Origin of the sequence: Bacillus sp. FSL R7-0646 (genome assembly GCF_037969865.1) — a bacterium.
In the GTDB taxonomy this organism is placed as follows: Bacteria; Bacillota; Bacilli; order Bacillales; family Bacillaceae; genus Bacillus; species Bacillus licheniformis.
Genome location: NZ_CP150217.1, coordinates 1,346,101 through 1,359,120 on the forward strand (window position 1 = coordinate 1,346,101; position 13,020 = coordinate 1,359,120).

The window sequence follows — 13,020 nt, forward strand, 5'->3', positions numbered from 1 at the left end:
TGATGAAGTTTGGTCAAAGTAATCAATAACTTTGTAAAAGTCAATCAATACACCCGTCCCGGGCTGAAGCTTGCGGCAGTCAAAGGCATCGTCATGCATTGGACGGCGACGCCCGGGGCTTCGGCTTTGAATGAGCGCAATTATTTCAATGGCACCTGCATTGCCGACAAGCGTTATGCGTCGGCTCACTATTTTGTCGACCGCCATGAGGCGCAGCATATTATTCCCGATCATGAAGTCGCATATCATGCGCATGATCAAAACCGCTGCTATGTCAGCTTTCTGAAGCCGAATGCCAATACCACGGCTCTCGGGGTCGAAATGTGCGTGGAAAAAGACGGTACCATCCATGAAGAGACGATTCGCAATGCGGCAGAGCTTGTAGCGGATTTGTGCAAGACATACGGTTTGTCCGCAGATCGGATTGTCCGCCATTACGATGTCACCAACAAAAGCTGTCCAACCCCGTGGGTGAGAGATGCCGGCCAATTGTCAGCTTTCCGTAAAAGAGTAGACGCCCTTTTGGGAACGAAAACCGTATCCGTGTCGGCTGCCTCCACCAGCCAGACAAGTTCGTCATCTGGCATCATACTCAAAAAAGGAATGTCAGGCGCTCATGTGAAAAAGCTGCAAACTCGCTTGATCGCGGCCGGCTTTTCGCTGCCTAAGTACGGGGCGGACGGAAGCTATGGAGACGAGACGGTGCAGGCGGTTGTTTCTTTACAAAAGAAAGCGGGAATTAAAGCCGACGGCATTTACGGTCCGTCAACTGAAAAAGCCCTCTCGGCCGCTGAAGCGTCAGCAGCCGGCAAGAGCAAGACGTGGACCCTTCCCGACGGCATTTATAAGGTGAAAAACCCGCTGATGAAGGGAACGGGTGTCACACAAATCCAGACAGCCCTTGCCGCTCTTTATTACTACCCTGATAAAGGGGCCAAAAACAACGGGATCGACGGATTTTACGGAATGAAGACGGCAAATGCGGTGAAACGTTTTCAGCTGATGTACGGTTTGGGAGCGGACGGGATATACGGACCGAAGACAAAAGCGAAAATGTTGTCCCTTTTGAAATAAAGGAACTTTTAAAGTTCCTTTATATTTTTTAAAAATTTTCAAAAAATAACTATCCCACAGCCATACTTGTATGGTAGTATGGCGGAGAGGGGGTGAGAGTCATGAAAATGAAACAATTAAACCCGCGTTCTGTCAGAGATCAAATCTATCAGGTGCTGAAGGAAGAAATCATGAAGTTTCGGCTTGTTCCGGGTGAGCAGATATCGGAAAAAGAGATTTCAGAACGGTATGAAGTCAGCCGCACTCCGGTCAGAGAGGCTTTTTTGCAACTGTCGAAGGAAGGGCTTCTCGAAGTCTATCCGCAGAAAGGAACCCGCGTGTCGCTGATCGATCTTGACCTGGTGGAGGAAGCGAGGTTTATGCGGGAAAAACTGGAAAAGGCTGTAGCTGAACTGGCGTGTGAGGACTTCCCGCAGGAAGCTATGTTTAAGCTGGAGCAGAATGTGAAGATGCAGGAATTATCGATCGCACAGAAAAATTATGAAAGTTTGTTTGAATTAGATGAAGCGTTTCATCAGACGATTTTTGAAGGCTGCGGAAAAGCGAATGTCTGGGCTGCGATTCAGCAGATGAACGTTCCCTTCCAAAGAATCCGCTTTTTAAGGCTTGCCGCCGATTTTAACTGGAACACCATCCATCAGCAGCACGCGGCATTAACAGAAGCGATTCGAACAAAACAGAAGGCAAAAGCCAAGGAAATCGCCGAAGAGCATTTGCAGCTAGTCATCGTCGATAAACAGATGCTCATTGATGAGTTTCCCGGTTATTTCAAAAAGTAAGCGCTTTAAAAGGAGTGGTGATGTGAAAGCTGCGGTGATGACGAAGCCTTATTCGATTGAATTTCACGACATACCGCGTCCCGAACCGGCCAGCGGTGAAGTCCTTGTCAAGATAAAGGCTGCCGGGATTTGCGGAAGTGATGTGCATTTTTACGACGGCTCAAATCCATATGCACAGTACCCTCAGATCTTTGGACATGAGCTTGCAGGCATCATTGAAAAAACGGGGGCCGGCGTGAGGGGGCGATCCGCAGGCGAACGGGTCGTAATTGAACCGGCGATCCCGTGCGGAGGCTGCTACCCTTGTCGGAAAGGGAGGACAAACGCCTGTATGAACATCGATATGATCGGGTCGGTTCGCAGAGGAGGGTTCGCTGATTTTATCATTGTTCCAGAAACGCATGTCCATCCGATTCCTGAGCAAATGGATTTTGCAACCGCTGCTTTGTGCGAGCCGTTTTCAATCGGAGCGCAGGCGGTTCGGCGGGCAGATATTCAAACAGGCGAAACGATTGTCATATTGGGAATGGGTCCGATCGGGTTAACGATTTTGGCGCAGGTAAAAAAGCGCTTCGACGTTCGTGTGATCGCTGTCGATCCTGTAAGGGAAAGGCTTGAGCTTGCCGAGGCATTCGGGGCGGATGCCGTTATTCAGCCTGGTGAAGAGGATGCAGAGCAAATGATTCTGAAGCTGACAGGCGGAGAAGGAGCGGGGATTGTGTTCGAAGCGGCCGGGATTCCCGCGACGATTGAGCAATCCGTTCGTTTGGCGGCCGCCGCCGGGCGCATTGTCATTGTCGGCTTAACGGGGAGGAATGTGACGATTCCGGGTCTTCTTCTCACAAAGAAAGATATTGAAATTTATGGAACAAAACACAGCGTCAATCAATTTCCCGGCGTCATTCAATTTTTGAATGAAAACCCTGAAATAGCCCGGGCTTTTGTCACTGAGATCATGCCTTTTATGGAAATAGAAGAGGCGTTGAAAAAAGCGAAAAACTGTCCCCATCAGGTCACAAAGATCATTTTATCTTATTGAATCGGTGAGGAGGAAGTGTGATGAAAATGGTTTTCAGATGGTATGGAGAAGGAAACGACTCCGTCACCCTTGAGCAGATCAGGCAGATTCCCGGTGTGGAGGGAATCGTTTGGGCGCTTCATCATCAGCCGCCGGGTGAAGAGTGGCCATTGGAAGAAATTTTAGAAGTGAAGCGGCAGTGTGAACAGCACGGTTTTCACATTGAAGTTGTTGAAAGCGTTAACATCCATGAGGATATAAAGCTTGGGCTGCCGACGAGAGATCTGTATATTGAAAAATACAAGCGAACGATTGAAAATTTGGCCAAAGCCGGCGTAAAAGTGATCTGCTATAATTTTATGCCTGTATTTGACTGGCTGCGGACCGATTTGTACAAAAAGGCTCCAGACGGTTCCACCGCTTTGTTCTATGAGCACGCAAAGTTGCACACAATCGACCCTTTTGCGCTTGTCGATCAAATCGCCAAGCATCCCGAATTCACGATGCCCGGCTGGGAACCGGAGCGGCTTGAGCATCTGACAAGGCTGTTTGAAGCCTATCAAAATGTGACGGAGGAGGATCTGTGGAGCCATCTTCACTATTTTCTTGAACGCATCATTCCAACCGCCGCACGCTGCGGAATCAAAATGGCGATCCATCCCGATGATCCGCCGTGGCCGGTTTTCGGACTCCCGCGCATCATGACTTCAGGAGAAAGCATCGGGCGGCTGCTACAGCTTGTCGATCATCCGGCGAATGGCGTGACACTGTGCAGCGGTTCATTGGGCGCCAACCCCGAAAATGATATTTCCGCCATGATCCATGCGTATGCCGACCGGATTCCATTTGCCCATATCCGAAACGTCAAAGTCTACGAAAACGGCGATTTTATCGAAACATCGCACAGAACAAAAGATGGCACAGTTGACATTTGCGGGATTGTCAAAGCCTATCATGAAACAGGTTTTTCAGGCTATGTGCGTCCGGATCACGGCCGCCACATTTGGGATGAAAAGTGCAGGCCCGGCTACGGTCTGTATGACAGGGCGCTCGGTATCATGTATTTATGGGGCATATGGGATTCGCTCAATAGAGAAAAACAGGAGGCTTCAAAATGCTTGAAATCCATGAAAATTTAGCGGGGAAAACTGCGGTCATCACAGGCGGCAGCGGGGTGCTTTGCGGTGCGATGGCGAGAGAGCTCGGCCGGCAGGGTATGAATGTTGCCATTCTTAATCGAACCGTTGAAAAAGGGGAACTCGTGGCCGAAGCTGTCCGAAAAGCCGGCGGCGCAGCGATTGCAGTTGAGTGTGATGTCATCAGCCAACGGAGCGTTGAACAGGCGAAACGCGTTGTGGCCGACCGATTCGGCGGCTGTGATCTATTGGTGAACGGAGCCGGCGGCAATCACCCCAATGGCACGACATCAGATGAAACATTCAACTCCGAGCACATCTTCCAGGACAACATCAAGACGTTACTTGATCTGAACTGCGATGATGTCGGTTCTGTTCTCAATTTAAACTTCCTCGGTTCTTTCATTCCAACACAGCAATTTGCAAAAATGATGCTGAATCAAAAAGGGGCGTCCGTGATCAATATTTCTTCAATGAGCGCTCAAACCCCGATGACGAAAGTGCCTGCATACAGCGCGGCGAAAGCGGGCATCGACAATTTTACGAAATGGCTGGCCGTCTATCTGGCCGAAACGGGAATCAGGGTCAACGCCATTGCCCCGGGATTTTTCCTAACCAATCAAAATGAAAGGCTTCTTCTTGATCAAAACGGCGAATTTACAGATAGAGCAAAGAAGATCATCTCTCACACCCCGATGAGGCGTTTCGGCAAACCGGAAGATTTGCTGGGGACGCTGCTTTGGCTGGCGGATGAGAAGATGTCCGGATTTGTTACCGGCATAACAGTGCCGGTAGATGGCGGATTTACGGCTTATGCCGGTGTCTAAAAACACGATAAAGGGGAGGCCGGTACATGAAGCAGATTGTGTGTGAAAAGCCTTATCGTTTTAAAATGACGGATGTGAAAATGCCGGAACTAAAGGATGGGGAAGCATTGGTCCGCATCAAACGGATCGGAATATGCGGGACGGATTTTCACGCTTATTGCGGAAGACAGCCATTTTTCTCTTATCCAAGAGTGCTCGGACACGAACTGTCCGGTGAAATTGTCAGCATCGATAATTCCGGCGGAACGCTCAAGCCGGGCGATCAAGTGTCAATTATTCCTTATTTGGAATGCGGGGCATGCATCGCCTGCCGGAACGGACGCCCCAACTGCTGCGTCAATCTGAACGTCCTCGGTGTCCATACAGACGGGGGAATGCGGGAATACATAAACGTCCCGGCAGACCACCTGCTAAAAACAGAAGGATTGACGCTCAGCGAAGCTGCTGTTGTTGAATGTTTAAGCATCGGCGCCCACGCTGCAGAAAGGGCAAATATCAAAAAAGGGGAAACGGTGCTTGTTGTTGGAGCGGGGCCCATCGGGCTCAGCGTGATGAAATTCGCAAAATTGAAGGGTGCAAAAGTCATCGCGATGGATGTCAGAAAAGAGCGCCTCACATTTAGCCGCAGATGGGCTGAAGCCGATGAAGTCGTATTAGGGGGAGAACATGCGGCTGATGAGATCAAACGGTTGACGAACGGCGACTTTCCGACGGCTGTCTTTGATGCGACAGGGCACCCTGCATCGATGAACAGCGCTTATCAGTACGCCGCACACGGGGGACGGCTGATCTATGTCGGACTTGTCAACGACCATCTGGCTATGCCCGATCCTGAAATCCACATGCGGGAGCTGACGATTTTATCCAGCCGCAACGCATTAAGAAGAGATTTTGAGACGGTGATGAAAGCCATCATGGATGGCGGAGCGGATGCGAACCGGTTTGTGAACGGACAGATGGCGTTTCACGATGTTGTTGACGGATTTCAATCAGCGCTTGCTCCGGAAACCAATCCTGTGAAAGTGTTGATCCATCTGTAAGATCGCACGAAATGAAAGCGTTTTCTAAATTTCGGAAAGAGGGGGGTTGGCCATGTTTTCAAACGGCCGCGGGTTTGTCATCGTGATGCTTTTTTTGGCGGGAGTGATTAATTATTTGGATCGTTCGGCATTGTCTGTCGCCGCTCCTTTTATTCAGGAAGATTTGAACATACGTCCGGCGCAGATGGGCATGCTGTTCAGCAGTTTTTTCATCGGATATGCCGTCTTTAATTTTATCGGCGGCTGGGCATCAGACAAATACGGAGCGAAACATACGCTGTCGGCTGCAATGGTCGTATGGTCGGTTTTCAGCGGCGCTATTGCACTGACATATAATTTCGTTTCACTGTTTATCATCCGCGTCATTTTCGGCATGGGGGAAGGTCCGCTGTCAGCGGCAACGAGCAAGTCGGTCAACAATTGGTTTCCGCAAAAAGAAAGGGCAAGAGCGCTCGGCATGACAATGTGCGGAACGCCGCTCGGCGGAGCCGTTTCAGGTCCGATCGTCGGATTGATCGCGATCCATTGGGGGTGGAAGGCTTCCTTTGTGTTGATCATGATCATCGGGCTTGTTTGGACTTGCTTCTGGATGAAATTCATGAAAGATAAGCCGGCTGATTCCGGCAGTTTGTCTCCTGAAAAGGAAGCGCGTCCGAAAAAGGATACCGGCATCCCGCTGTCTTTTTATTTGAAGCAGCCGACCGTGCTGTTTACGGCGTTCGCGTTCTTTTCCTACAACTATATTTTGTTCTTTTTCTTAACATGGTTTCCGAGCTATTTAACGACAGCCCGGGGGCTGAGCATTCACGATATGAGCGTTGCAACGATTATACCGTGGGTTGTCGGATTTCTCGGTCTTGCGCTTGGGGGATTTATTTCAGATTATCTGTTCAAGCTGACGGGCAAACAGATGTTTTCCAGAAAAGCCGTGCTTGTGTGCTGCCTTTTGGCTGCAGCGGTATGCATTGGATTTGCCGGGCTTGTCACTACCGCGTTTGGAGCTGTTGCACTTGTCGCATTATCGGTTTTCTTTTTGTATTTGACCGGCATCACATACTGGGCGATTATACAGGATATCGTTCATCCGGACAGGGTCGGGGGCGTGAGCGGATTCATGCATTTTCTTGCCAATACATCCGGCATTATCGGTCCGACGGTTACAGGGTACATCGTCGAGTACACCGGAGCTTTCACAAGCGCCTTTTTGCTTGCGGGAGGGCTGGCGGTGGCAGGTTCTATTTGCGTCGCTTTGTTTGTGAAACCGATACGTTCTGAAAGGCTGCCTCAATCTGTAGGAGAAGGCGGACAGGGGCATCCTTTATGATGCTCCTGTAGACATGAAAATAACCCCCTTCTCAGCAGAGAAGGAGGGTGAAAGTCCAAGCTTCACGGTTTGTTTTTTCTTCTGTTCAGCGTTTTAATGATTTTTTCGCTTCTTCTTCTGAGAAGAGAGGTATAGTCTGACAGGCCGAATTTTGCGAAATCGACGTGTTTGACTTGTTTTTTCAGTTTTTTCACAGCATCACCTAATTCAGCGGTTTAGTTGATTGGTTTATTGTATGTAAGAAACGGGAAAACGGAATAAGGACGGGAGAATTTTTTTCCCGTCCTCGTTAAGCTTTTTTTCTTTTATACTCGCCGATCAGCCGTTCGTTTTGCCGGAAAATCCGTTCGGTATGGGGGCTGACTTCGTATTTCGCGATATTGGTTTTGGATTGCCTTTTAAACATTTTAAAGGCGAGGCGCTTTTTTACGCTTTCCTGGTCTTGCTGAAAAGCAGGCTCCATCAGTCGTCACCTTCCTCTTCGTTTGGTAGCAGAAGATCATAGATGCTTGTTAAAGAAGTAAACAGGAGATAATCAAATTCTGTGACAAGGTCTTCTGAGGTTAACTTCATGACATAGTCAAAATCGTGGATGGAAAAAGGAATGAGGACCATTTTTCCGTTTTCTTCATAATAAACGTCTTTGCGGTCAAGCTTTTCTTGAACATCGAACCGGTTTTCCATATGCTCAAGCAAATGATCCTTGCTTTCTTCTGAATTATATTCGCAAAGTGCAGCGGATATATTCATTTTTTCGGCAAACCGTTTGATGAGCTTTTCGATGCCTTCTGCATACGCTTCTATATTTCCATAATAGATGTGGATCGGTTCGTTTTTCAATAGGTATTGAAACGTTTTCAGCCTGTTTTGATACGTGTGGAGGAGGTCGTTGTTTTCTTCGAGAAGCATTCTTGTATCTGTCGCGAGTTCAGAGCTGCCGAGCTTTTTAAAGTAGGCATTTAAGAAAATAAAAGCGTCTGTCAACGTGAAAAAAACGGCAACGATCAGGTAATGAAGCGGGTTTGTGAAAATTGACTGCGGATCGTGCGTCCAATATATCACGGCGCCGATGACATAAAGAAGGTACCACGTTTTTCTGATGGCGACCGTTTTTTCGGCGAGCTGTTTTTCAAAACGCCACACGGCAGCTACGTACAGAGCCAGCGCCAAAACAATAAGCCAAACAAGGAATTGATAAAATAGCAGCATAACTTGTTTCCCTCTTCCCGAGAAATAGTGCAGTTCCTATTTCTATTGTTATGCCGGCTTTCTTTTAAACATGAAAACTCCCGTCCTAGATTCGGACGGGAGTGTGCTGATTAAAAGAATAAATCAAGTATGAAATAGGCAAATGCACCGATGGTTGCCGAAATGGGAAGGGTAATGACCCAAGTGATCAGCATCCGCTTTGCGGTGCCCCAGTTTACGCCTTTCACCCGGTGGGAAGCGCCCACGCCTAAAATGGATGAAGAAATGACGTGTGTCGTGCTGACAGGCAAATGGACGATCGTCGCGCCAAAGATGATGAGGGCTCCCGTCAAATCTGCAGAGACACCATTGACGGGACGGATCTTCATGATTTTTCCGCCGACGGTTTTGATGATTTTCCAGCCGCCGACAGATGTTCCGAGTCCCATGGCCATGGCGCATGCAAACTGCACCCAGAACGGGATGTCGGTTGTACTGTGCAAGTTACCCGCGATTAAAGCCATCGTAATGATACCCATCGCTTTCTGTGCATCGTTCGTGCCGTGCGTATAGGACTGAATGGCAGCTGTCGCGATTTGAACGCGCCGAAACCGCTTATTCGTTTTTGCCAGATTGCTGTTCTTAAAAATGACTTTGACGATGCTGTAGATCAAATATCCTAAAACAAACGCCAAAATGGGCGATAATATAAGTGCTTCAATAATTTTAATAAATCCGTGGTATTTAATCGCGGCAAATCCTTCCGATGCGATGACAGCTCCGGCAATCGCTCCGATGATCGCATGGGATGAGCTGCTGGGAATCCCGAAATACCAGGTCACTAGGTTCCATGTAATGCCGGCGATAAGAGCGGCAAGGATCACGACCGATCCGTTTTCAAGCTTGAAAGGGTCGGCGATATCGCTTGTAATTGTTTTGGCTACGCCTGTGAACGTCATGGCGCCGGCGAAGTTCATGACAGCGGCCATAATAATGGCATGCCTTGGTTTTAACGCTTTTGTCGATACCGAGGTGGCGATCGCATTTGCCGTATCATGAAAGCCGTTGATAAAGTCAAATGCCAAAGCAAAGATGACAATCAATATGGTTAATACAAATAAAAGATCCATTATAATCCCTCGTTACGCATTTTTCATTATGATGGTTTCTAAATTGTTTGCTACACTTTGGCATGAATCTGCGATTTCTTCAAGCGTCTCATAGATTTCTCTGTACTGGATCACTTTAATCGGATCTGTCTCTTTACCGAAAAGATTTTTCAGCGATTTGCGGTGCAGGTTATCGCAGTTATGTTCGTATTCTTTAATTTTAATGGCGTGCGGCTGAATTTCTTTCAGGCGATTTTCCGCCAGCAATTCGATCGTCACCAGAATTTCTTTTGCGCATTCTCTGATATAGCCGCTGAATTTGTCAATATGCTCATCTGAAGATGTGATCGAGAATATTTCCATCATGGCTGAAAAGTGCTCGATGCCGTCGAGTACATCATCGAGGCTGTTTGTAAGCTGAAGGATGTCTTCGCGTTCAATCGGCGTGATAAATGCTTTGTTCAGCTCCTTAATCATCGTATGTACATAGTTATCTCCTTTTGTCTCATACTCTTTTAAGGTATCCGCGAATTCTTTAAGGGTTGTCTGATTCGTCACTTTATAGTTAACAAAATACTCAGCTGTTTCATCTAAATTTTTTGCAATTTCCGTCAAAAGCACGGAAAACTTGTCTTTTTTTCTTTTCAACATTTGTAACCCTCCATTGTTTAAATGAGACAATGCACACATCAAAATATTATATAACTTTTTGTCGAAAAAAAACAGGTGCAGTCGAAAAAAACAATTAATTTTCAAATCGTCATACCTTTTAGATAGGCGCAAGCACCAGCTGGCATCCGGGATTTTAAGATGACAATAGGCGATTTTTCCTTTGATATCATCGTTCCAAAAGAACGGATCTCAGGATCGTTTCGAGAAATTTGGGAGTTTAGGTTCAAAAAAATAGAAAATTGGGAGTTTTTCTTATTTTCAGTCCGCTTTCCTGTTATAGTAGTAATAAACTGGAAAGGAAGGTGATCTGATGAGACGGTTAGCTTTCTTAGTTGTTGCGTTTTGCTTGGCGGTTGGTTGCTTTTTCAGTCCGGTGTCGAAAGCAGAAGGAGTCATGAGCGGGGGAGATGGTGATAAAGTCGCCGTCGGGAAAGACGGTATGGTGGCTACGGCCCATCCGCTTGCATCAAAAATCGGAGCCGAAGTTTTGAAAAAGGGCGGGAATGCCATTGATGCAGCTATTGCGATCCAGTACGCACTGAATGTAACAGAGCCGATGATGTCTGGAATCGGCGGCGGCGGTTTCATGATGGTCTACGACGGCGAGACGAAGGAAACGTCGATCATCAACAGCAGGGAGCGTGCTCCGGAGGGAGCCAAGCCTGACATGTTTTTGGATGGAGACGGAAAGGTGATTCCGTTTTCAGAAAGGTCGAGACACGGAAATGCGGTCGGTGTGCCGGGAACGCTGAAAGGGCTTGAAGCAGCGCATAAGAAGTGGGGAACAAAGAAAATGGAAGACTTGATTTCGCCTTCTATAAAGCTTGCAGAGGAAGGGTTCCCAATCGACTCGGTTTTGGCTGACGCGATAAAGGATCATCAGGACAAGCTGAGCAAAACGGCCGCAAAGGATATTTTCCTTCCGGACGGTGAACCTTTGAAAGAAGGCGATATCCTTGTACAAAAGGATTTGGCCAAAACGTTTAAATTGATACGGAAAGAAGGGTCAAAAGCCTTTTATGATGGGGAAATCGGCCGGGCGATTGCAGATGTCGTGCAGGATTTCGGGGGTTCAATGACACCTGATGACCTGTCCCGCTACGAGGTCACAACAGATAAGCCCATCTGGGGCGAGTACCACGGCTATGATATTGCAAGCATGCCTCCTCCAAGCTCAGGCGGAGTGTTCATGCTGCAGATGCTGAAATTGATTGATGATTTTCATTTATCGCAATACGATCCAAAGTCGTTTGAAAAATATCATCTGCTCGCGGAAACGATGCATCTCTCCTATGCGGACAGGGCTGCATATGCGGGCGATCCGGAATTTGTCGATGTTCCGCTCAGAGGGCTGCTCGATCCCGATTATATTAAGGAGCGGCAAAAGCTGATCAGCCTTGATTCGATGAACCGCGATGTGAAAGAGGGCGATCCGTGGAAATATGAGGAAGGCGAGCCGAATTATGAGATCGTGCCTCAGCCTGAAGATAAAACGATCGGGGAGACGACGCATTTTACCGTCACGGATCAGTGGGGCAATGTTGTCTCTTATACGACAACGATTGAACAGCTTTTTGGAACGGGGATTTTAGTGCCCGGGTACGGACTGTTTTTGAACAATGAACTGACCGATTTTGATGCGGTTCCAGGCGGCGCCAACGAAGTGCAGCCGAATAAAAGGCCGCTTTCAAGCATGACGCCGACGATCGTATTCAAAGATGAAAAACCGGTGCTGACTGTCGGTTCCCCTGGCGGAACGACGATCATTGCTTCCGTTTTCCAGACGATCTTGAATTATTTTGAGTACGGCATGAGCCTTCAGGATGCGATTGAAGAGCCGAGGATCTATACGAACAGCCTGACTTCGTACCGCTATGAATCCGGAATGCCGGAGGATGTCAGACGGAAGCTCAATGACTTCGGCCACAAATTCGGCTCGAATCCGGTTGATATCGGCAATGTCCAAAGCATTTTCATTGACCGGGAGAACAAAACGTTTATGGGGGTTGCCGATTCAAGCAGAAACGGAACGGCGGTTGGGGTCAACATTAAGACATCGGCTAAATAGCGGAGCAAGGCTTGGTCTAAAGTATTTAGATCAAGCCTTCTTCCGTCAGCGGGGAAAAGAGGATTTTTTTCGAAAGAATAGAAATATATTTTTTGAAAGCGTTTACCAATTTATAAAGGAGGGGTACCATGATTCACACGTTGGCAAATGGATTTTACCGCTTTTGCGAGTGGGTGATGCGGCTTGCCTATTTGAATCTGCTGTGGATCGGCTTTACGCTGGCGGGAGCGGTCATCTTCGGTTTAGCGCCGGCGACCGCCGCGATGTTCGCTGTGACTAGACAGTGGACGCTGGGAAAAACGGATGTCCCGGTGTTTCAGACGTTTTTTCGGGCGTTTAAAAAGAAATGGGCCAAATCAAGCGTTCTCGGTTTGATATTGGGTCTGGTCGGCTTATTGCTGTTTGTTGATTTTCAGATTGCGGCCGTCTATTTTCACGATCAGCCAGTGTTTTTAAGCCTGTTCATCAGTTTGTTTATCATTTATGCCATCATCCTCTTATACGCTTTTCCAATTGATGTCCACTACGATTTAAAACGGATTGCAGTGCTGAAATACAGCTTCATCATCGGCTTTTCCCGTCCGCTCACCTCGTTTTTCATGCTGATCAGCGCGTTTGGCATGATTCTGCTCGCTTTATTTCATGTCACATTTCTTCTGTTTTTCAGCGGCAGCGCTTTAAGCTTCATTTTGACGAAGCTTTCGTTTCAGGCATTCCGTGCAATCGACGGGCGCCGGACAGACAAGCAGGCTGCCGCCCCACGCTTGAAATGAAGGTGTTCGTTC

The 13,020-nt window shown here is 47.8% G+C and carries 14 protein-coding genes; 9 read left to right on the forward strand and 5 right to left on the reverse strand.

What is annotated here, in order from left to right; all coding sequences use genetic code 11:
• The first annotated feature begins 9 nt into the window (after positions 1-9).
• From MKY62_RS06810 to MKY62_RS06840, 7 genes are all read left to right on the forward strand, one after another.
• Positions 10-1,074, forward strand: a complete 1,065-nt coding sequence (locus MKY62_RS06810) for an N-acetylmuramoyl-L-alanine amidase (RefSeq protein ID WP_003180861.1) — start codon at positions 10-12, stop codon at positions 1,072-1,074.
• A 101-nt stretch (positions 1,075-1,175) separates the two neighbouring features.
• Positions 1,176-1,853 (forward strand): GntR family transcriptional regulator, encoded by a 678-nt coding sequence (locus tag MKY62_RS06815; RefSeq protein WP_003180863.1) that lies wholly within the window; start codon positions 1,176-1,178, stop codon positions 1,851-1,853.
• A gap of 22 nt (positions 1,854-1,875) precedes the next feature.
• Positions 1,876-2,892, forward strand: a complete 1,017-nt coding sequence (locus MKY62_RS06820; RefSeq protein ID WP_003180865.1) for a zinc-binding alcohol dehydrogenase family protein — start codon at positions 1,876-1,878, stop codon at positions 2,890-2,892.
• Positions 2,893-2,912: 20 nt separating this feature from the next.
• Positions 2,913-4,010 (forward strand): mannonate dehydratase, encoded by a 1,098-nt coding sequence (gene uxuA / locus MKY62_RS06825; protein ID WP_339614007.1) that lies wholly within the window; start codon positions 2,913-2,915, stop codon positions 4,008-4,010.
• The gene (locus tag MKY62_RS06830; protein ID WP_003180869.1) at positions 3,986-4,834 is read left to right on the forward strand and encodes an SDR family oxidoreductase; all 849 of its coding nucleotides are present in this window, start codon (positions 3,986-3,988) and stop codon (positions 4,832-4,834) included. The genes uxuA and MKY62_RS06830 overlap by 25 nt, the downstream gene beginning before the upstream one ends.
• Before the next feature lie 26 nt (positions 4,835-4,860).
• Complete coding sequence (locus tag MKY62_RS06835; RefSeq protein WP_011197810.1) at positions 4,861-5,874, forward strand: zinc-binding alcohol dehydrogenase family protein; 1,014 nt, start codon at positions 4,861-4,863, stop codon at positions 5,872-5,874.
• 52 nt (positions 5,875-5,926) lie between these two features.
• Complete coding sequence (locus MKY62_RS06840; RefSeq protein ID WP_011197811.1) at positions 5,927-7,198, forward strand: MFS transporter; 1,272 nt, start codon at positions 5,927-5,929, stop codon at positions 7,196-7,198.
• Positions 7,199-7,260: 62 nt separating this feature from the next.
• Here MKY62_RS06840 and MKY62_RS06845 read toward each other — a convergent pair whose 3' ends face one another.
• The 5 genes from MKY62_RS06845 to MKY62_RS06865 all read right to left on the reverse strand — a co-directional run bounded on the left by MKY62_RS06845 (position 7,261) and on the right by MKY62_RS06865 (position 10,146).
• Positions 7,261-7,392 (reverse strand): hypothetical protein, encoded by a 132-nt coding sequence (locus MKY62_RS06845; protein WP_003180875.1) that lies wholly within the window; start codon positions 7,390-7,392, stop codon positions 7,261-7,263.
• 95 nt (positions 7,393-7,487) lie between these two features.
• On the reverse strand, positions 7,488-7,661 hold the full coding sequence (locus MKY62_RS06850; protein WP_003180877.1) for a type II toxin-antitoxin system SpoIISB family antitoxin: 174 nt from the start codon (positions 7,659-7,661) through the stop codon (positions 7,488-7,490).
• Positions 7,661-8,407 (reverse strand): type II toxin-antitoxin system SpoIISA family toxin, encoded by a 747-nt coding sequence (locus MKY62_RS06855; protein ID WP_003180879.1) that lies wholly within the window; start codon positions 8,405-8,407, stop codon positions 7,661-7,663. Before MKY62_RS06855 ends, MKY62_RS06850 begins: the two co-directional genes overlap by 1 nt.
• A gap of 110 nt (positions 8,408-8,517) precedes the next feature.
• Positions 8,518-9,516, reverse strand: a complete 999-nt coding sequence (locus MKY62_RS06860; RefSeq protein ID WP_009328723.1) for an inorganic phosphate transporter — start codon at positions 9,514-9,516, stop codon at positions 8,518-8,520.
• A gap of 12 nt (positions 9,517-9,528) precedes the next feature.
• Positions 9,529-10,146: a DUF47 domain-containing protein gene (locus MKY62_RS06865; RefSeq protein WP_003180884.1), complete on the reverse strand. Its 618-nt coding sequence runs from the start codon at positions 10,144-10,146 to the stop codon at positions 9,529-9,531.
• 331 nt (positions 10,147-10,477) lie between these two features.
• On the opposite strand from MKY62_RS06865, the gene ggt reads away from it, so the two are divergent.
• A complete protein-coding gene (gene ggt, locus MKY62_RS06870; RefSeq protein ID WP_003180886.1) occupies positions 10,478-12,235 on the forward strand; it encodes a gamma-glutamyltransferase in 1,758 nt (585 codons plus the stop codon).
• 128 nt (positions 12,236-12,363) lie between these two features.
• Entirely contained in the window at positions 12,364-13,008 is a 645-nt protein-coding gene (locus tag MKY62_RS06875) for a YesL family protein (RefSeq protein ID WP_009328721.1), read from the forward strand.
• The last annotated feature ends 12 nt before the right edge of the window (positions 13,009-13,020 follow it).